This window comes from Paenibacillus sp. GYB006 (assembly GCF_036577645.1).
Classification (GTDB): domain Bacteria; phylum Bacillota; class Bacilli; order Paenibacillales; family Paenibacillaceae; genus Paenibacillus.
Window position 1 is genome coordinate 988,302 of the sequence record NZ_JARBDA010000001.1, and the last position, 18,987, is coordinate 1,007,288.

Consider the following 18,987-nt stretch of genomic DNA (forward strand, 5'->3'; position numbering starts at 1 on the left):
GGTGGAGAGCATACGATATGAACATCTACAAGAAACTTTGTATTATGAAGTAATGGACAACGGTCTTTCTGTATATGTACTGCCTAAGCCCGGGTTTGAAAAAACCTATGCTACTTTTGCTACGAAGTTTGGTTCTGTAGACAACCATTTTCGAGTAGAGGGGAAAGAGGAGCAGCAAGTACCCGACGGGATTGCTCATTTTTTGGAACACAAGATGTTTGAAGAGCCTGAAGGCGATATATTTGCTAAGTTTGCATCTCATGGTGCTTCTGCTAATGCATTTACAAGTTTCGATCAGACCGTCTATTTATTTTCAGCTACCGAAAATATTAACGAAAACATCGAGACACTTGTGAATTTCGTGCAAAATCCTTATTTTACAGATCAAAATGTAGAAAAAGAAAAAGGGATTATCGGCCAGGAAATTAATATGTATCAGGATAATCCGGATTGGCGCGTTTATTTTGGATTAATCGAAGCGATGTTCCAGAAACATCCGGTGAGAATTGACATTGCAGGTACAATTGAATCCATCAGTACAATTACGAAAGAAACGCTTTATGATTGCTATAATGCATTTTATCATCCGAGCAATATGCTTCTCTTTGTAGTGGGTGGAGTTGACCCTGGGGAAGTCATGGAACTCATTCGTAACAATCAGGCCCAAAAGAATTATGAGAAGCAAGGAAAAATAGATCGTCTATTTGAAGAGGAACCTCTTGAAGTAGGTCAGAAACGCCGGGAAGTAAAACTTGCGGTTTCTTTACCCAAATGTTTATTTGGATTTAAGGAACTAAGTAAAGGCCTCAGCGGTGAGGAATTGGTGCGAGAGGATTTAACCACACGATTGATGCTTGATTTATTGTTTGGTTCAAGTACTGAACTGTACCAGAAACTTTATGACGAAGATTTGATATCAGATGGTTTTGGGCATGAGTATAACAGTTCAGCTCAGTATAGCTTTTCCGCTGTGGGCGGAGATACAAAAGATCCTGATCTTTTGTTAGCACGTGTACGTACAGAAGTGGAAGCGATGCAGCAAAAAGGTTTTGACCAAAATCATTTTGAGCGGACTCGCAAGAAAAAAATGGGTGGATACTTGCGTATGCTTAATTCCCCCGAGAGTATTGCACATGAATTTACTCGTTATCAATTCCGCGGCGGGGATTTATTCCGTGTACTGCCCATTTATGAATCCATTACACTCGAAGATGTAAATCGTCGTCTTAGAGAACATATTAATTGGGATCAGCTGGCAGTATCTTTGGTGGTGAGTCCTTAACATGGAGAGAGAAGCCGGATCCTTTATGAAGCCTATACTCGATACAACGGTTCTGGTTACAGGAGCAAGCAGGGGGATTGGAGCAGCCATAGCTAAGCGTTTTGCGTCTGTTGGAATGAATGTAGTTATTCATTATATGAGTTCTCATGAAGCAGCCAACGAAGTCGCAAGGCAGTGTATGGATTTTGGCGGTAGAATTATGACCGTCAGTGCGGATTTAACCAGCAAAGAACAAATCGAGCGTATGGCTCAAAAATTAAAAGATTATGACATGATTCCTGATGTTCTGGTAAATAATGCTGGGATTTCTCATTATGGTCTTCTGTCTGATGTCACGGAAGAAGAATGGGACCATGTCATGGCGGTTAATCTGAAAGGTACTTTCCTGTGCACGCAAATGTTTATGCCGGGTATGGTCTCTCAGCGGTATGGCCGGATCATTAACGTCTCATCGATCTGGGGAATATCAGGGGCTTCTTGTGAGGTACTGTATTCAGCGACTAAGGGAGGAATCAATGCTTTCACGAAAGCGCTGGCCAAAGAACTGGCTCCCTCTGGTGTGACGGTGAATGCAGTGGCACCAGGTGCCGTGGATACAGATATGATGAGTTCCTTCGACGAAGAGGAAAAGAGAACGCTCGAACAAGAAATTCCTGCAGGGAGATTAGCTAAACCAGATGAAATTTCTTCATTGGTATATTTTTTAGCACTTCCTGAGTCTGGTTATATTAATGGACAGATTATATCGCCGAATGGCGGCTGGCTGACCTAGAACACAGTAAATTAATTCCTGTATAAGGAGTACGTACCTTGCTCATATTAACTACTGCTCACTTTAAATCTCATGAGTAATGCTAAGGAGGATTTAATGATGTCAACAGTAGTCAGTAATTTTGATGCATGGAAAAAATTTCTGGGTGATCGTGTAGCGCAGGCCGAAAAACTCGGTATTAGCGAAGATGTCATTAATAAACTTGCTTACGAAATCGGTGATTTTCTTGATGAAAAAGTCGATCCGGCAAACCCATCCAACCGTGCATTAAAAGAACTATGGGACGTGGGTAATGAGGAAGAGCGTCGTACAATTGCTAAGCTCATGGTCAAATTGGCTAAGAAAAACGCATAGTGGCGCACGGAAGAGCTCCCGAAAGGGAGCTTTTCTGTAATTGTTACATCCTTGGTTCTTGTAATTCATTTTTATTTTATATATCATTAGTAAGACCCATGTTTGATGGATTCAGATCCAAACATTTTCTGCTCGGGGAATGACTGATTATGTCGAATATTGAGGAATAAGCTTCAGAGGTGTTAATATGGAGTACAAACAATGGTATATGGAGTACAAAATACATAAGAACAGACCTGGACTCCTTGGTGATATTGCTTCCATGCTTGGAATGCTTGAAGTAAACATTTTGACTATTAATGGTGTTGAAGGAAAGACAAGAGGGATGCTGATCGAGTCAGATGATGATGAGAAGATCCAACTCTTAGGTCAAATGCTGAAAAAAGTGAATAACATTACGGTAACAGCTCTTCGTGCGCCAAGACTTGTGGATATACTCGCGGTCAGACATGGCCGATATATTGATCGGGATTCAGATGATCGTAAAACTTTTCGTTTTACAAGGGATGAACTTGGGTTACTTGTTGATTTTTTGGGTGAAGTATTTAAGAAGGAAGGAAATCAGGTTATTGGTTTGCGGGGAATGCCGCGTGTAGGAAAAACGGAATCCATTATTGCCGGAAGTGTATGTGCGATGAAACGATGGACGTTTGTATCGTCTACTCTATTGCGTCAAACCATACGCAGTCAAATGTCTGAGGACGAAATGAACCCAAATAATGTCTTTATTGTCGACGGGATTGTGAGTACAATTCGTTCTAACGAGAAACACTATAATTTGCTGCAAGAGATCATGAGCATGCCGAGTACGAAAGTAATTGAGCATCCTGACATTTTCGTGCAAGAATCTGAGTATGACTATAATGATTTCGATATTATCATTGAACTTCGAAGCACTCCAGACGAAGAGATTATATATGATACGTTTACTGCAAATTATACCGATGATCTGTAAAGGTACAGCGATAATTTAAAGAAATGTGTTTTTTATAAATGAAATACATCTTGGATAAGACAAAAAAAGAGGAGGAATTCGCATGTCTGAACTGGGTCAGCAGTTGAAAGAGGCCCGGCTGCAAAAAGGACTAAGCCTTGATGATGTTCAAGAAATGACAAAGATTAGAAAAAGGTATCTTGAAGCAATCGAATCCGGAGATTATAAAGTTCTCCCTGGCAGCTTTTATGTGCGGGCGTTTATTAAAACCTATGCGGAAACGGTAGGATTGAATCCTGATGAGCTGCTCGAAGGACATAAGAAGGATGTTCCAGATTCAGAACAAGAAGCTACAATGGAACCGGTTATTACGAAGCGTTCCAGCCGTCCGGCTTCGGAGCGTAATAACAAATGGTTGACTACTGTATTACCTTGGACTTTTTTGGCTCTCATTCTAGTTCTAATTTACGTTTATGCAAGTGATAAGGATAAGAATCAAGCTGAGATTCCAAGTAATCCTGATACGGAACAACAGGTAAACCCACCTGTAAATGAAACGCCAACACCATCCGAAGACGAAGGGGTTGCGGGCGAGGATACAGAGGAGCCAGGTACCGATGTAGGCGGTGGAGATCAGCAAGATCCAAGCGATGGAGAAGATACTCCGGCTGAAGAAGAGCCTGCCGAAGATCCAACTGAACAGCCAGTGACGATTACGCAGAGCGGTACAGCAGGTAATATTACGATCTTTGACGTTGCTGGCGGTAGTGAAGGTGAACCGGTGAAGGTTGTAATTAAAGCTTCAGGTCTTAGCTGGATGGAAGTATATGCAGGTGAGAACTCTAGTGGTGAGAAATTGTTCAGAGATAACACGGCAGAGGGACAAACCTACAGTTTTGATCTTGGTCCAGAAGGAATGTACATTAAATCTGGCTACGCTCCCGCTACGGAAATTACCGTTAATGGTGAAGTGGTTACCGATGGAAAGACGACGAATCGAATTCGTTTAGAGCGTGTGGAAGGATCAAGTTCTGATCAGAGCAATACGGCAGGCGAAGATGAATCTTCAGATTCTGGCGAGTAATTGCCTACTCTAACATGTACAGCGAAATGTCGCTGTACATGTTTTTTCGAGTAAGGTTATCTGACAAGATTTTGATAGAGATTCGATTTATGGACCCTATTCTAATATAATGTTACATAGGGCATCATGACTAATGAAAGGAAGTGGATCATATGAGTGAAAGTTCATTTGATATTGTATCCAAATTAGATTTGGCGGAACTAACGAACGCCGTAACCCAAGCAGAGAAAGAAATTGGGAGCCGTTACGATTTTAAAGGTAGTAAGAGCAGTCTTAAAATAGAGAAAGATGCGCTTATTATCGTTTCAGATGATGAATATAAACTGAATGCAGTCATTGACGTTTTACAATCAAAAATGGTTAAAAGAGGTCTCCCGCTAAAAAATCTTGACTATGGTAAAGTTGAGCCTGCTTCGATGGGTACCGTGCGTCAGCGTCTTGGTTTTAAACAAGGAATTGATCAAGATAATGCTAAAAAAATTAATGTTCTGATTCGTGACTCGAAGCTAAAAGTAAAAAGTCAAATCCAAGGCGATCAAATCAGGGTCTCTGGAAAAAGTCGGGATGATCTTCAAGCGATTATACAGTTGCTGCGCTCAAGTGATTTACCTCTTGATCTTCAGTTTACAAACATGAAATAAAACAAGATATGAAATCATGAGTAAATCTCTATATGTTTTCATGCTCGGATATATGTAAGGAGTAGAAATTCATAAATAGAGATGCTCAGGATTCATTACATATCTCATGAATGACAAATAGACATAGGGGGGATTTGCTATCACTGCAGATCTCCAAGTACGATCTAAAGGGGAGGGCGTCTTTCTTGAATTTACCCAACCGAATCACACTAGCAAGAATTTTCATGATTCCGGTCATGATGATCTTTTTGCTAGTTGATTTTGATTTTTATCCATCTCCAATCCAGTTTGGTGATTATTCTCTTCCTTATAACCAGCTCATTGCTGTGATTATTTTTATCGTAGCTGCGAGTACTGATGGAATTGACGGATACATTGCGCGAAAACACAATCTGGTTACCAATCTCGGTAAACTACTTGATCCGCTTGCAGATAAACTTTTAATTACAGCTGTGCTTGTTTCCTTAGTTGAAATGGGCAGTGTACCATCATGGATGGCTGTTGTTATCATCAGTCGTGAATTTGCGGTAACAGGATTACGTCAGGTAGCGCTGCTGGATGGTTCCGTTGTAGCTGCCAGCTCTTGGGGCAAGGTGAAGACGGTAACTCAAATTATCGCAATTTCCCTTTTATTATTGAATAATTTCCCATTTGCTTTTATATCCATCCCTATGGATGTTATTTTCATCTGGCTGGCAACCATCGTGACTCTGTACTCTGGAATCGACTATTTTGTTAAGAACAAACATCTTCTTCGCCAAAACTAAGCGTAAACCTAAGCGTAATTGTTTAATATAATTTTATAATTCAACGCAAAAGAGCAATAGGTAAATCCTATTGCTCTTTTGGGGACTAGAAACATAAGCTGGGAGACTGGAGGAGTTAACATGAAAGCAGAGATTATCGCAGTAGGTACAGAACTTTTACTCGGTCAAATCGTGAATACGAATGCTCAGTTCCTATCGAAGGAGCTTGCTGCTATTGGTGTTGATGTATATTTTCAGACGGTTGTCGGGGATAATGCCAGCCGGATGAGACAAGCGATAGAAACGGCGCGGAGCCGTGCAGATATTGTTGTTTTTTCAGGCGGAATCGGTCCGACTCAAGATGATATTACAAAGGATGTTTTAGCCGATCTCCTGGGACTAAATCTTCTGATGGATCAGCGTTCCCTGGATCAAATTGAAAAAATGTTCACTAGACGCGGTACAGTGATGACGGAAAATAATAAACGTCAAGCTACTATTATAGAAGGAGCAAGTCCGTTGCTTAACGAAACGGGACTAGCACTTGGGAATGCGATCAGTCATGAAGGAACCCATTATATTATTCTTCCTGGTCCTCCGAAAGAGCTTAAGCCCATGTTTACAAACCAGGTATTGCCTTGGTTGTATCAGCATGTTTTAGCTGGCGAAATGCCGATATATTCAAAAATGCTTAAGTTCGCCGGTATTGGTGAATCTATGCTTGAGGACAAGCTGAAAGATTTGATTACGAGTCAAACGGATCCTACGATTGCCCCTTATGCAAGTGAAGGAGAAGTTACCGTACGAATCTCAACGAAGGCTCCAAGTGAAAGAGAAGCCATGGTGAAGTTAAATGAGCTTGAGCTTCTTATTCAGCAGCGGTTACCTGAGCATATGTATGCAAGCCATGATATTCCGATAGAACATGTTATCGTTGAAATGATGGCAGATCGCGAACAGACGCTGGCAGCAGCTGAAAGCTGCACAGGGGGGCTGCTGATGGCCCTTCTAACTTCTATTCCAGGGAGCGGAACCATGCTTCGAGGCGGATTTGTATGCTACTCGAATGAAATGAAAGAGAAGCTTCTGAATGTACCGCATCATTATCTTGAAGGTGAAGATGCACCTGGGGCCGTGAGTCCTGAAGTAGCGAAAGTACTCGCAGAACAAGCTCAGATGATTGCAGATTCAGACTACGGACTATCCATTACGGGTGTAGCAGGTCCGGGATATTCAGAGCGAAAAGAAGTAGGTCTTGTATACATTGGTATAGCTGAACGAGACAAGGAGACAGAAGTTCATGAATTAAAACTGAGCGGTAATCGGGAGACGATTCGAATTCGTTCTGCTAAAACCATTTTATATCGTTTGTGGCGCCGACTGGTTGAGAACGAAAAACTGAACTAGATAAATAGTTACAAAGCAGATGAAGAAAAAAGTACTATAAGTGAATCAATTTCATAATACCTTTAGTTGTTTTTATCAAGATTGTATATAGATCGAAATGGTTTTATTTGTCTATATATAGTTACAAGTTCATCATTATTAATGAGTTATGAAATTGATTCAAGTTATATATGTTTGACGCTTTTGATTTGAACCAGTATACTACAAGTAATCGGAAGAACCGGGCGCAAATCAGATTTGCACAGGTTCTTCCTTTTTTTATGCTCAGAGGATCAGCGGGCCCCTGGTCTCTCGAAAAAAAACGAATGTATGTTCTCAAAAAATGCTTGGCAAACGAGACCAAAGAGAGTATCATAGAGTTATAAACATAGAAGGATGTGAGTTTATTGTCAGATCGTCGTGCAGCGTTAGATATGGCGCTACGTCAAATAGAGAAACAATTCGGTAAAGGTTCAATTATGAAACTGGGTGAATCAACTCACATGCAAGTAGAAATTGTACCCAGTGGATCGATTGCTTTAGATATTGCACTAGGAACCGGCGGATTTCCAAGAGGTCGGATTATTGAAATATATGGACCAGAATCATCAGGTAAAACAACTGTTGCACTCCATGCTATTGCTGAAGTTCAAAAGGCAGGCGGACAAGCTGCATTTATTGATGCAGAGCATGCGCTTGACCCGCAATATGCAAGCAAACTGGGTGTAAATATCGATGAATTACTTCTTTCTCAACCAGATACAGGGGAGCAAGGTCTTGAAATTGCTGAAGCTCTTGTAAGAAGTGGTGCTGTTGATATTGTGGTTATTGACTCTGTTGCTGCACTTGTGCCTAAGGCAGAGATTGAAGGAGATATGGGAGATTCTCACGTAGGTCTTCAAGCTCGTCTGATGTCTCAAGCGCTTCGTAAGCTGTCTGGTGCAATCAGTAAGTCCAAAACGATTGCAATCTTTATTAACCAGCTTCGTGAAAAAGTTGGGGTTATGTTCGGTAATCCAGAGACAACACCAGGTGGACGCGCACTGAAGTTCTATTCCACAGTTCGTCTTGATGTCCGCCGGATTGAAAGCATTAAAATGGGTAACGACGTTGTCGGAAACCGTACAAGAGTTAAAGTTGTCAAAAATAAAGTTGCTCCTCCGTTTAAACAAGCGGAAGTCGACATTATGTATGGTGAAGGGATTTCCAAGGAAGGAAGTCTTATTGATATCGGTACTGAACATGGGATTGTTGATAAGAGTGGCGCTTGGTACTCTTACAGCGGTGAACGTTTAGGTCAAGGCCGTGAAAATGCAAAACAGTTCTTGAAAGAAAATCCTGTGATCGCTCAAACGATTGAACAAAAGATTCGTGAAGCAAGCAATTTGACGACTGTGGTTGAAGCTCCTTCTGAAGCAGATAAAGCGAAAGAAGCGAAAGAAGAACAGGAATTGTTTGAGGTCGAATAAAAAGATTCGCTAAATGTGAGAACAAGGTACCTGTAAAGGACATGTTTTTCCTGGCAGAATAGATGTTACTATAACGTTACCCTTATACAACTGTATGAACTGTCAGGAACGCTTTATAGTGTAAGAGTAAGAAACCGCGGCTTATTTTGGCTGCGGTTTTTTTATATGTAATAGGTCCGAAACAAAGTAGATAATAGAACAAGGTATCAAGAAAGGCGTGGTAAAGTGAAAGAATACGATGAGTTCGATCGTAATGAAGAAGAACAAAAAGGGATTAGTCATTTTCCTGAACAAATGCTTGAAATTACTCGGGTAGAAAAGATGAAAGGACGCGATTCCAGGTATACCATCTATTTTGGGCAATATGAGTTATCCGTTCTTGAAGATGTAATGATTAAATATCGTATGACCAAAGGTAACACTTTTCATAAAAATGAGCTGGAAGAGATCGTAGTTGCGGATGAAAAACAGCGTGCTTATGTACAGGGACTGCGTTTTCTCGGACGCAAAGCAAGAACTCGTCATGAGATATCAAAAAAATTAAAAGAAAAAGAGTTTACACTACCTATCATAGAAGAAATATTAACAAGACTGGAGCAAGAGGGACTCATTGACGATTCGTTATATGCTAAAGAGTGGACTAGACAGCGTATTTCAAATCATCGCAAGGGAAAACTGTGGGTAGGTCAAGAGCTGCGTCAAAAAGGCATTGCCAAAGAAGACATTACGGAAGCGCTTGGCGAAATCAGTGTAGAAGAAGAGTGGAACAGCGCACTTATGGTTGGACGAAAAAAATGGAATCAGATCAAAGGTGATCTCACGGAAAAGAAACGAAAAACGTACCCCTTTCTTATGAGAAGAGGCTACTCAGGAGAAGTGACACGAAAGGTAATGGCACAGCTTGTACTCGAGAGTTCTGAGGAGGAACAGGAGTTTGAAGAGGATTTTAGGTAAAATGTGGTGTCCTGGATCCCGAAAATGTTCATTCTCTTGACAATATCTTAATACGAATACTAAAATGTAACTGAGCCTATGCAACAAAAAAAGTATTTTTTCCTTCCAAAAAAGTACATTTGATGCAGAGTCTTGTATAAAGGCAGTAGTGTAAGTCCGCCATGTCCTGCGGCGGTAGAGTGTACATGCCCTGGCGTGTACAAAAAAAGAAACAGTGAATTTCACTGTATGGATTTTTTTGTAAATGTGTAGTCTTGAAATGCAAACAAAAACATGAATATCCCAAGGAGAAATCCCTTGGAGGAATCAACGGGGAGGTGAACAGAATGAGTGCTATCGCCTGGTTAATTCTCGTTGTTGCCGCTTTAGTTTTTGGGATTATTGGGTTCCTTGCCGGATATTTTATTCGCAAATCTTTAGCTGAAGCTAAAATTTCCAGTGCTGAAGAAGCTGCAGTCCAAATCGTAGAAAATGCGAGAAAAGATGCAGAGGCATTGAAGAAAGAAACGGTACTTGAAGCAAAAGATGAAGTTCATCGTGTTCGTACCGAAGCTGAAAAAGACATTCGTGAACGTCGAAATGAAATTCAACGACAAGAAAGACGATTGTTGCAAAAGGAAGAATCGCTGGATAAAAAAATGGATTCCTTGGAACGCAAAGAAGAACAAGTGGCCAACAAAGAGAAGCGAATTGATGAGACACAGCAACAAATTGAAACAATCTACAAGAGTCAGGTAACGGAGCTTGAAAGAATCTCCAATCTGACGATGGAAGATGCTCGGAGCATCATTCTGTCCAATGTAGAGCAAGAAGTTCGTCATGAAACGGCTCAAATGATTAAAGATATCGAGCAACAAGCGAAAGAAGAGGCGGATAAGAAATCCCGCGAGATTATTACACTGGCTATCCAGCGTTGTGCAGCTGATCATGTTGCCGAGACTACCGTATCGGTCGTGACACTGCCTAACGAAGAGATGAAAGGACGTATTATCGGTCGTGAAGGCCGTAATATTCGTGCACTTGAAACCCTTACAGGGATTGATCTCATTATTGATGATACTCCGGAAGCAGTTATTCTCTCTGGCTTTGACCCAATTCGTCGCGAGATTGCAAGAACCGCCTTGGAAAAATTAGTGGCGGATGGACGAATCCATCCTGCACGGATTGAAGAGATGGTTGAAAAATCGCGTAAAGAAGTGGATGAACGTATTCGCGAATACGGTGAACAAGCTACCTTTGAGGTAGGAGTTCATGGTTTACATCCAGATTTAATCAAAATTCTCGGACGACTTAAATTCCGTACAAGCTATGGACAAAACGTGTTGAAGCATTCGATGGAAGTTGCTTACCTGACAGGGCTGATGGCTGGAGAACTTGGCGAAGATATCGTACTTGCCAAAAGAGCTGGCCTGCTGCATGACATTGGTAAAGCACTCGATCACGAAGTGGAAGGTTCACACGTGGAAATCGGCGTGGAATTAGCGAAAAAATATAAAGAGCATCCTGTTGTTATTAATAGTATTGCATCCCATCATGGTGATGAAGAAGCTACTTCTGTTATTGCAATGTTGGTTGGAGCAGCTGATGCATTATCTGCTGCAAGACCGGGTGCACGTCGTGAGACACTAGAGACTTACATTAAACGCTTGGAAAAACTAGAAGCAATCTCCGAATCATTTGATGGAGTTGAAAAATCGTACGCGATTCAAGCAGGTCGTGAAATTCGCGTTATGGTACAACCGGATAAGATCGATGATGCTGAAGCGTTCCGCTTAGCACGCGATATTTCGAAAATGATTGAGAACGAATTAGATTATCCAGGACATATTAAAGTAACGGTCCTCAGAGAAACACGTGCAGTGGAATACGCTAAATAAGAATGAAACGAAGAAAAGTGGCCGAGCTTCGGCCACTTTTCTCATTCATAGATGATTAATTTTTCCGTATATAGGTTAAAAGGAGGCAATACACATTAAAGTTTTATTTATTGGAGACATCGTTGGTAGCGTTGGTCGGAAAGCATTGAAGGAAAACCTTCCATTACTCAAAACAAAATATAATCCTCATATCATCATAGCGAATGGTGAGAACTCAGCATCGGGCCGAGGCATAACTCAGTCCATTGCCAGACAATTCTTCGACTGGGGTGTCCATGGAATTACGATGGGCAATCATACTTGGGACAATCGAGATATTTTTGAATTTATTGATGATGAACCTCGCTTGATTCGTCCAGCTAATTTTCCAGAAGACTCCACACCAGGTAAAGGCCATGCTGTAATCAAAGCTAATGGTAAAGAACTGGCTATTGTTAATTTACAAGGTCGTACCTTTTTACCGGCGCTAGATGATCCTTTCCGTAAAGCGGATGAACTGGTGGACGAGCTGAAGAAGAAACATAAATGTATTCTGGTAGATTTTCATGCGGAGGCAACATCCGAGAAAATTGCGATGGCATATTATTTGGATGGCAGAGCTTCGGTCGTTGTAGGTACACATACACATGTGCAAACTAATGATGAGCGAATATTAGAGGAAGGTACCGCTGCGATTACGGATGTTGGGATGGTAGGACCAAAAGATGGAATTTTGGGTATGGAACGGGAAGCTGTACTTCATAAATTTCTAACTAGTTTGCCAGTACGTTTTAATGTGGACGAAGGAAAATGGCATTTCCACGCGGTACTCATTGATATCGATGAGAACACGGGTAGAGCAACAAAGATTGAAAAAATCCGGTTAGTTGAAGATGAATGGAGAATGGAATAAAGGATTTTACAGATCTCTTTCAGTCAGGCCTCTGCACCTGATAAAAAGAAGGAATCTTTTCCATTCTCGCGAATAACATTTATTAGAGTCTGTTCATTCAGAAGATCAAGCTAAAACAACCGGGCGGACTATTGCATGAGCTAAAGAGGCCGAGAGATTCAGTTAAGTTACTGCATTTATCACATGTTGGACCATGTCGTGGAAACAATCCATCATCCTATTCCCAGGGGAGGTACTTACCATGGAAGTATTAAAAGTTTCAGCCAAGTCCAATCCGAATTCAGTCGCAGGTGCATTAGCAGGTGTTCTTAGAGAACGCGGAAATGCTGAATTGCAAGCGATTGGTGCAGGAGCTCTTAATCAAGCAGTAAAAGCAGTAGCCATTGCCCGGGGATTTGTGGCACCGAGCGGAGTTGATCTCATTTGTATCCCTGCCTTTACGGATATCGTAATCGACGGGGAAGACCGGACAGCAATTAAACTGATTGTAGAACCCAGATAAATAAGCAGTAGTCTTAGCCTGTTTGCACTTGGTAGTGCAAATGGGCTTTTTTGCGTAAGAATAAAGACATGATAAGTTTCATAGCAGTAATGCTAAGAAGGTGAAGGGGGTTACTCCTATGAAGTTACATATTCCTGCTATTGATATGCACTGCGATGTACTGTATAAAATGCAGTTTGAACCGAGTCTTGATTTCCTAAACGATTCTGAACTCGATGTTACGATGAGTAGGTTATTAGAGGGAAAGGTGGCGCTTCAAACATTTGCGATCTATCTATCCGAGCGACTGGGTACGCCGCGATTTGAACATGTCTATAGGCAGATAGAGATATATGAGAGGCTAATGGAACAAAAAAGCAGTGAGCTGGGTTTACGGCCTTTACGATGGAAACAAGATGCACAGGATCTCCGAAATCTTATTAACCAAGATGAATGGCAGAATAGGAATCAGATATGGAGTTTGTTATCGCTTGAAGGTGTGGATGGCCTCGAAGGCAATCTATCTTATCTTGATCTCATTTATGATAAGGGTGTGCGGTTTATTGGTGTCACATGGAATTATGCGAACTGGGCTGCAGATGGGATTTTGGAAGAAAGAAATGGAGGATTCACGAATAAGGGAAGAATGTTCATTAAGAAATGTAATGATATAGGACTGATCATAGATGTATCTCATTTATCAGAGGCTGGGTTTTGGGAGCTCACCGATATGACGGAACGGCCAATTATCGCTTCCCATTCTAATGCAAGAACAATTTGTCCAAACCCTCGTAACCTTACAGATGATCAGATTCGTGCGATCATTGCGCTGAATGGACGAATCGGGATGACCTTTGTTCCTTGGTTTGTGAAAAAGGAAGAAAAAGTAACAAAAGCAGATCTCTTAAAACATATCGATCATGTTTGTTCTTTAGGAGGGGCAGACCATATCATGTTTGGATCGGACTTCGATGGTATCCATCAGTGGATAGAAGGTCTTGAACATCCTGGTAAGTATCCTGATCTTGTAGAACTATTGCAGAAACACTATTCCGAAACGTTAGTCAGACAGTTTATGTATGATAATGTGCTCTCATTTCTATGTGAAAATTTAATGGAGAAACCTTAATTTATAGACTTAAAAGAACGGAAAGTGAAGGATGCCTTTTCAATTGGGTCTTAATGTGGGTATAATATAGGACGGACCAAATATATAGACAGAGAATTAAGGAGTGTTATTTGAAATGACTAAAACAGTACCAGTAGGTGTGTCTGCACGTCACATCCATCTAACCCAAGAACATGTGGAAGCTTTGTTCGGAGCTGGATATCAATTGACTGAATTTAAACCGTTGTCCCAACCTGGACAATTTGCAGCGAACGAAACCGTTGCTGTTATTGGACCAAAAGGCCAATTTGATAAAGTGAGAATTTTGGGACCGGCACGTCCGGCAAGCCAATTGGAAATTTCTCGTACCGATTCTTTTGCAATTGGAGTAAAAGCGCCAGTTCGTGAATCCGGATCTATTGAAGGTACTCCTGGTGTTACTCTAAAAGGACCAGCAGGCGAAGTAACTTTGGAAGAAGGCGTGATTGTAGCTGCAAGACACATTCATTTCCATACTTCTGATGCAGAAAAATGGGGCATTAAAGATAAAGATATGCTAAAAGTTCGCCTTGGTGGAGAACGTGGTCTTGTTCTGGAAAATGTCATTGCACGAGTATCTGAATCCTTTGCTCTTGATATGCATATCGATACAGACGAAGCAAATGCAGCTGGTGCTAAAACCGGTGATGTAGCTGAAATTATTGGCTAAGCATCCGTCCTTATAAGTACGAATTAAGCAAGGGTTGTTCCGAGTGGATTTTTTAATCCAGAGGGGACAACCCTTTTTTTGTATTTTTTATGATGGGGAAGTACGGTAGATATGGATTGTGAATCATGATATAATTTGGTGTAATGCCTTTTTGAGTTGGATATTGATGATCGATAATGGATAGGAAATACGAAATAGATTTAGCGTAAGGAGTGACCGATCTACCATGACGAAAGATGCAAAGGATTACTCCAAGTATTTTGATTTTTCGGATGCAAAAGTTCTCTCTGAGGATGAGTTCGGTAAGAAGATCCGAATTCGTGGACGTGAAATCAATATTATATCGGAGCCTAATCAGAAACGCGAGAAACAACGGGGGAAAGAGAATATTGAGGTATTGTATGATAATGCAATTCCTGAGGAACTGAAAGCGATCGGTAAAGGTAAACATTATCTGGTATATACTTATGGATGCCAGATGAATGAACATGATTCAGAGACGATTAAAGGAATGCTGGAAGAGATGGGGTATCAGCCGACCGAAGATCGTAAGGAAGCGGATATTATTCTTTTAAACACTTGTGCCATCCGTGAAAATGCCGAAGACAAGGTATTCGGAGAATTAGGTCATCTGAAACATTTGAAGACCGAGAAACCGGATTTGTTACTTGGTGTATGTGGATGTATGTCACAAGAAGAAAATGTAGTAAACCGTATCCTGCAGAAGCATGGCTTTGTCGATATGATTTTTGGAACACATAATATTCATAGACTGCCTTATCTAATCAAAGAAGCATACTTTAGCAAGGAAATGGTCGTTGAAGTGTGGTCCAAAGAAGGCGATATTATTGAAAATATGCCTAAGAAACGCCAAGGTTTACGCGCATGGGTCAACATTATGTACGGATGCGACAAGTTCTGTACTTACTGCATTGTTCCATTCACGCGCGGTAAAGAGCGCAGCCGCCGGCCTGAAGATGTGATTGCGGAAGTCCGTGACCTAGCACGCCAAGGTTTTAAAGAGATTACCCTGCTAGGGCAAAACGTGAATGCGTATGGTAAAGACTTTACGGATATAAAGTATGGTTTCGGTGATCTCATGGACGAGATTCGCAAGATTGATATTCCAAGAGTGCGTTTCACTACTTCGCATCCGCGTGATTTTGACGATCATCTGATTGAAGTACTTGCCAAAGGCGGAAACCTGGTGGAACATATTCACCTTCCGGTGCAATCGGGAAGTACGGAAGTGCTGAAAAAAATGAGCCGTAAGTATACTCGTGAACGCTATCTGGAACTTGCACACAAAATTAAACAAACCATCCCTGGTGCTGTCCTGACTACGGACATCATTGTTGGTTTCCCTGGGGAGACAGATGAACAGTTTGAAGATACGCTGTCACTCGTTCGGGAAGTGGGATTTGACTTTGCATATACCTATATTTATTCACCTCGTGAAGGAACGCCGGCTGCCGTAATGGAAGACAACGTTCCGATGGAAGTGAAGAAAGAACGTCTTCAACGATTGAACAAAGCGGTTCAAGAATACAGCTTTGAAGCACACGAGCGAATGAAAGGACAAGTTGTCGAAGTTCTTGTAGAAGGAGAAAGCAAGAATAATGACGAAGTACTGTCTGGTCGAACTCGCGGAAACAAACTTGTTCATTTCGAAGGACCAAAAGAATTAATCGGTACTTTTGTACAAGTGAAAATTACAGATGCTAAATCGTGGTATATCAAGGGTGAATGGCTCCCTTTACCACAAGCGGCGAATAACTAATATACAACTAGAGATACATTGCATTATGAGCCAACCTAACAGAATGGAGCGATCATTATGGAAAGCGATCAACAGAAAGTCAATCAATATGGTATGCCTTCATTTCGAACGCGGGATCTCATTATACGCGATGATATTATGAATAAGGCCAAAGAGCTCGCTGATTTAATTGGTACGAGCGAAGAAGTTCAACATTTCAAACAAGCTGAGGCTAAAATTCAAGAACATGAGCGAATACAAGGACTCATCCAAAAGATGAAAAAGAAACAGAAAGAAATTGTAGCTTTTGAGTCATTTCAAAATAAAGAAATGGTTGCTAAGATTGAAGCTGAGATCGAGCAACTGCAGGATGAGATTGATGGTATTCCGCTAGTCACTGAATTTCAACAAAGCCAGAGTGATATAAACTATTTATTACAGCTTGTGATGTCAGTCATCCACGATACGGTCTCCGAGAAAGTAAACGTGGAGACAGGAACGGATGCACCTCCATCACGATGTGATTAATACAGTAGAGGGTGCGGAAAAGTTTCCGTGCTCTTTTTCTGTATAATTAATGTTAATGACAAGAGTAGAGCATAGAATACAGGGTATTCTAAAGCACGAACAGCATGAGGGGAGTTACACAATGAAGATAATCGAACAGATGGTTCAAGATGCTGATGACCGCTTTTGGGGACTATTAGGCTGCAAATTGATCCAAGCTACAGAAAACAAAGTTACGGTTTCTATGATTGCGGAGAAAAAACATACGAATTCTATGGGAATCATTCATGGAGGAGTCTTATCATCCCTAATGGATCAAACCATGGGTATGGTAGCGGTAGCGAGCAAACAAAGTGATAACTGTGTTACTACAAATCTAAACGTTCATTATTTAGCACCGATGCATGAAGGGGAACTTTTGGTAACCGCTGAAGTGATTCATGAAGCGGGAAGAAGTTTAACAACAAGAGCAGAAGTAAAAAACGCAGATGGCGTGTTGGGCTGCATGGCTACAGCTTCCTTCCGTTTAGTTATACCTAAAAATAAGTAGTAGGCAGGATTAGCTTACCTTCATATGGATATGGTTGACAAACAAGATAATGATGTCATAATGAAAATATCAAAATGAAATCATAGCGGTGATAATAGATGAACGAAGAAATCAACCATTTTGCAGAAGACAATGATCCGGATCGTATGCTTCCCAAAAAGAAGTATCGGACACCTGATGGTGTACCTGCTGATATTGTCATGTTTACATTAACGAAGCGTGAGCGTAAGACGGTTACCAAGACTCTTCCTATTAGAGAGCTGAAGGTGATGCTGATTAAACGTAAATCTTGGCCGTTTGCTGGAAAATGGGCACTGCCAGGCGGATTCTGTCAAGAGAATGAATCTATTTACGATGCAGCAAAACGTGAACTCATGGAAGAGACCGGTGTAGATGGCGGACATCTAGAGTATCTTGGGGTATATAGTCAACCAGGAAGAGATCCGCGCGGTTGGATTATCTCTCATGCATTTTTTGCTCTCGTGGAAGAGTGGATGCTTGAACATAGGCAAGCAACAGATGACGCCGAAGAAGTAGGGCTATTTACCATCGAAGAAGCACTGCAAAAGTTGGAACTTGGCTTCGATCATCGAACGATCATAGAAGATGCCTATAGAAGGATACAAGAGCAGATGCTGCAAACAACCATTGCAAGGCAATTTTTGCCTGGGCATTTTACGTTAAGTGAGTTATATCAGGTTATTCAGAGTGTTGTTCCTGATTTTGAGGAACCAAACTTCATTCGCAAAATTACTTCAACGAGAAGCCGCAAGGGAATTATTGAAGAAGTGAGAGATGAAGAGGGGAACCCGCTTAGCTCTAATCAGTATTCTCAGCGTCCTGCTCAGCTCTACCGGTTTACTGACTTGAGGCCAAGACTATCCATTTATACGTAAAGAATAGAGAATAGGAGTGAAAAGGATGAAAGCTTTGATCGTCATTGACTACACAAAAGATTTTGTGGATGGTAATTTACCCGTAGGGGAACCCGCAATCGCTATTGAGGAAAGGGTCGTGGACATTACAAAAGAGTTTATAAATCAGCAGGATTATGTTGTAATGGCCGTTGATTTGCATGATGAGAAAGATGACTTTCATCCTGAAACTTCGTTATTTCCACCCCATAATATTCGAAATACGGTGGGGAGAGAACTATACGGCAGACTCGGCACATTGTACGAGCACAATAAAGAATCCATTTATTTTATGGATAAAACACGATATAGTGCCTTTGCGGGCACGGATCTTGAGATGAAACTGCGTGAACGCGGAATTACCGAGGTTCATTTGATTGGCGTATGCACCGATATATGCGTACTCCATACTGCAGTTGATGCATACAACAAAGGTTTTTCCATCACAGTATATGAGGATGCAACTGCAAGCTTTAATGCAGAAGGTCATGTGTGGGCACTAGGACATTTTAAGAATAGTCTGGGTGCAACCGTGACGAAGCATACCGAGTAAATCATACCAATGAAA

At 41.2% G+C, this 18,987-nt stretch carries 20 protein-coding genes; all 20 read left to right on the forward strand.

Features of this window, described 5'->3' with window-relative positions; all coding sequences use genetic code 11:
• Position 1 precedes the first annotated feature (1 nt).
• Positions 2–1,282: an EF-P 5-aminopentanol modification-associated protein YfmH gene (yfmH, locus tag PV403_RS04770; RefSeq protein WP_332083727.1), complete on the forward strand. Its 1,281-nt coding sequence runs from the start codon at positions 2–4 to the stop codon at positions 1,280–1,282.
• A 1-nt stretch (position 1,283) separates the two neighbouring features.
• Positions 1,284–2,054, forward strand: a complete 771-nt coding sequence (gene ymfI / locus PV403_RS04775; RefSeq protein ID WP_332083728.1) for an elongation factor P 5-aminopentanone reductase — start codon at positions 1,284–1,286, stop codon at positions 2,052–2,054.
• A gap of 99 nt (positions 2,055–2,153) precedes the next feature.
• A complete protein-coding gene (locus tag PV403_RS04780; RefSeq protein WP_213532611.1) occupies positions 2,154–2,408 on the forward strand; it encodes a DUF3243 domain-containing protein in 255 nt (84 codons plus the stop codon).
• Between the two features lie 187 nt (positions 2,409–2,595).
• Positions 2,596–3,363, forward strand: coding sequence for a DUF3388 domain-containing protein (locus tag PV403_RS04785; RefSeq protein WP_213532612.1), 768 nt, complete (start codon positions 2,596–2,598; stop codon positions 3,361–3,363).
• Between the two features lie 82 nt (positions 3,364–3,445).
• On the forward strand, positions 3,446–4,426 hold the full coding sequence (locus PV403_RS04790; RefSeq protein WP_213532613.1) for a helix-turn-helix domain-containing protein: 981 nt from the start codon (positions 3,446–3,448) through the stop codon (positions 4,424–4,426).
• A gap of 152 nt (positions 4,427–4,578) precedes the next feature.
• Positions 4,579–5,067 (forward strand): YajQ family cyclic di-GMP-binding protein, encoded by a 489-nt coding sequence (locus PV403_RS04795; RefSeq protein WP_213532614.1) that lies wholly within the window; start codon positions 4,579–4,581, stop codon positions 5,065–5,067.
• Between the two features lie 185 nt (positions 5,068–5,252).
• Positions 5,253–5,834, forward strand: a complete 582-nt coding sequence (gene pgsA, locus PV403_RS04800; RefSeq protein ID WP_213532615.1) for a CDP-diacylglycerol--glycerol-3-phosphate 3-phosphatidyltransferase — start codon at positions 5,253–5,255, stop codon at positions 5,832–5,834.
• A gap of 120 nt (positions 5,835–5,954) precedes the next feature.
• Positions 5,955–7,220, forward strand: a complete 1,266-nt coding sequence (locus PV403_RS04805) for a competence/damage-inducible protein A (RefSeq protein ID WP_213532616.1) — start codon at positions 5,955–5,957, stop codon at positions 7,218–7,220.
• Positions 7,221–7,606: 386 nt separating this feature from the next.
• The gene (recA, locus tag PV403_RS04810; protein WP_213532724.1) at positions 7,607–8,668 is read left to right on the forward strand and encodes a recombinase RecA; all 1,062 of its coding nucleotides are present in this window, start codon (positions 7,607–7,609) and stop codon (positions 8,666–8,668) included.
• A gap of 225 nt (positions 8,669–8,893) precedes the next feature.
• Positions 8,894–9,622, forward strand: coding sequence for a regulatory protein RecX (locus tag PV403_RS04815; protein WP_249717195.1), 729 nt, complete (start codon positions 8,894–8,896; stop codon positions 9,620–9,622).
• A 326-nt stretch (positions 9,623–9,948) separates the two neighbouring features.
• A complete protein-coding gene (rny, locus tag PV403_RS04820; protein ID WP_213532617.1) occupies positions 9,949–11,499 on the forward strand; it encodes a ribonuclease Y in 1,551 nt (516 codons plus the stop codon).
• Between the two features lie 94 nt (positions 11,500–11,593).
• Entirely contained in the window at positions 11,594–12,391 is a 798-nt protein-coding gene (locus PV403_RS04825) for a TIGR00282 family metallophosphoesterase (protein ID WP_213532726.1), read from the forward strand.
• A 241-nt stretch (positions 12,392–12,632) separates the two neighbouring features.
• Complete coding sequence (locus tag PV403_RS04830) at positions 12,633–12,893, forward strand: stage V sporulation protein S (RefSeq protein WP_213532618.1); 261 nt, start codon at positions 12,633–12,635, stop codon at positions 12,891–12,893.
• Positions 12,894–13,011: 118 nt separating this feature from the next.
• Positions 13,012–14,001 (forward strand): dipeptidase, encoded by a 990-nt coding sequence (locus tag PV403_RS04835; RefSeq protein ID WP_332083729.1) that lies wholly within the window; start codon positions 13,012–13,014, stop codon positions 13,999–14,001.
• 115 nt (positions 14,002–14,116) lie between these two features.
• A complete protein-coding gene (pduL, locus tag PV403_RS04840; RefSeq protein ID WP_213532620.1) occupies positions 14,117–14,689 on the forward strand; it encodes a phosphate propanoyltransferase in 573 nt (190 codons plus the stop codon).
• Between the two features lie 226 nt (positions 14,690–14,915).
• The gene (gene miaB, locus PV403_RS04845; protein ID WP_213532621.1) at positions 14,916–16,469 is read left to right on the forward strand and encodes a tRNA (N6-isopentenyl adenosine(37)-C2)-methylthiotransferase MiaB; all 1,554 of its coding nucleotides are present in this window, start codon (positions 14,916–14,918) and stop codon (positions 16,467–16,469) included.
• A 57-nt stretch (positions 16,470–16,526) separates the two neighbouring features.
• Positions 16,527–16,976, forward strand: coding sequence for a RicAFT regulatory complex protein RicA family protein (locus tag PV403_RS04850; protein ID WP_213532622.1), 450 nt, complete (start codon positions 16,527–16,529; stop codon positions 16,974–16,976).
• A 121-nt stretch (positions 16,977–17,097) separates the two neighbouring features.
• On the forward strand, positions 17,098–17,505 hold the full coding sequence (locus tag PV403_RS04855; RefSeq protein WP_213532623.1) for a PaaI family thioesterase: 408 nt from the start codon (positions 17,098–17,100) through the stop codon (positions 17,503–17,505).
• A gap of 98 nt (positions 17,506–17,603) precedes the next feature.
• Positions 17,604–18,401: an NUDIX domain-containing protein gene (locus tag PV403_RS04860; protein WP_213532624.1), complete on the forward strand. Its 798-nt coding sequence runs from the start codon at positions 17,604–17,606 to the stop codon at positions 18,399–18,401.
• Between the two features lie 25 nt (positions 18,402–18,426).
• A complete protein-coding gene (locus PV403_RS04865) occupies positions 18,427–18,972 on the forward strand; it encodes a cysteine hydrolase family protein (RefSeq protein ID WP_213532625.1) in 546 nt (181 codons plus the stop codon).
• Positions 18,973–18,987 lie beyond the last annotated feature (15 nt).

Coding starts and splice junctions, on each gene's coding strand:
- ymfI (WP_332083728.1), top strand. CDS start 1,284: ATGGAGAGAGAAGCCGGATCCTTTATGAAGCCTATACTCGATACAACG.
- PV403_RS04780 (WP_213532611.1), top strand. CDS start 2,154: ATGTCAACAGTAGTCAGTAATTTTGATGCATGGAAAAAATTTCTGGGT.
- PV403_RS04785 (WP_213532612.1), top strand. CDS start 2,596: ATGGAGTACAAACAATGGTATATGGAGTACAAAATACATAAGAACAGA.
- PV403_RS04790 (WP_213532613.1), top strand. CDS start 3,446: ATGTCTGAACTGGGTCAGCAGTTGAAAGAGGCCCGGCTGCAAAAAGGA.
- PV403_RS04795 (WP_213532614.1), top strand. CDS start 4,579: ATGAGTGAAAGTTCATTTGATATTGTATCCAAATTAGATTTGGCGGAA.
- PV403_RS04805 (WP_213532616.1), top strand. CDS start 5,955: ATGAAAGCAGAGATTATCGCAGTAGGTACAGAACTTTTACTCGGTCAA.
- rny (WP_213532617.1), top strand. CDS start 9,949: ATGAGTGCTATCGCCTGGTTAATTCTCGTTGTTGCCGCTTTAGTTTTT.
- PV403_RS04830 (WP_213532618.1), top strand. CDS start 12,633: ATGGAAGTATTAAAAGTTTCAGCCAAGTCCAATCCGAATTCAGTCGCA.
- PV403_RS04835 (WP_332083729.1), top strand. CDS start 13,012: ATGAAGTTACATATTCCTGCTATTGATATGCACTGCGATGTACTGTAT.
- pduL (WP_213532620.1), top strand. CDS start 14,117: ATGACTAAAACAGTACCAGTAGGTGTGTCTGCACGTCACATCCATCTA.
- miaB (WP_213532621.1), top strand. CDS start 14,916: ATGACGAAAGATGCAAAGGATTACTCCAAGTATTTTGATTTTTCGGAT.
- PV403_RS04850 (WP_213532622.1), top strand. CDS start 16,527: ATGGAAAGCGATCAACAGAAAGTCAATCAATATGGTATGCCTTCATTT.
- PV403_RS04855 (WP_213532623.1), top strand. CDS start 17,098: ATGAAGATAATCGAACAGATGGTTCAAGATGCTGATGACCGCTTTTGG.
- PV403_RS04860 (WP_213532624.1), top strand. CDS start 17,604: ATGAACGAAGAAATCAACCATTTTGCAGAAGACAATGATCCGGATCGT.
- PV403_RS04865 (WP_213532625.1), top strand. CDS start 18,427: ATGAAAGCTTTGATCGTCATTGACTACACAAAAGATTTTGTGGATGGT.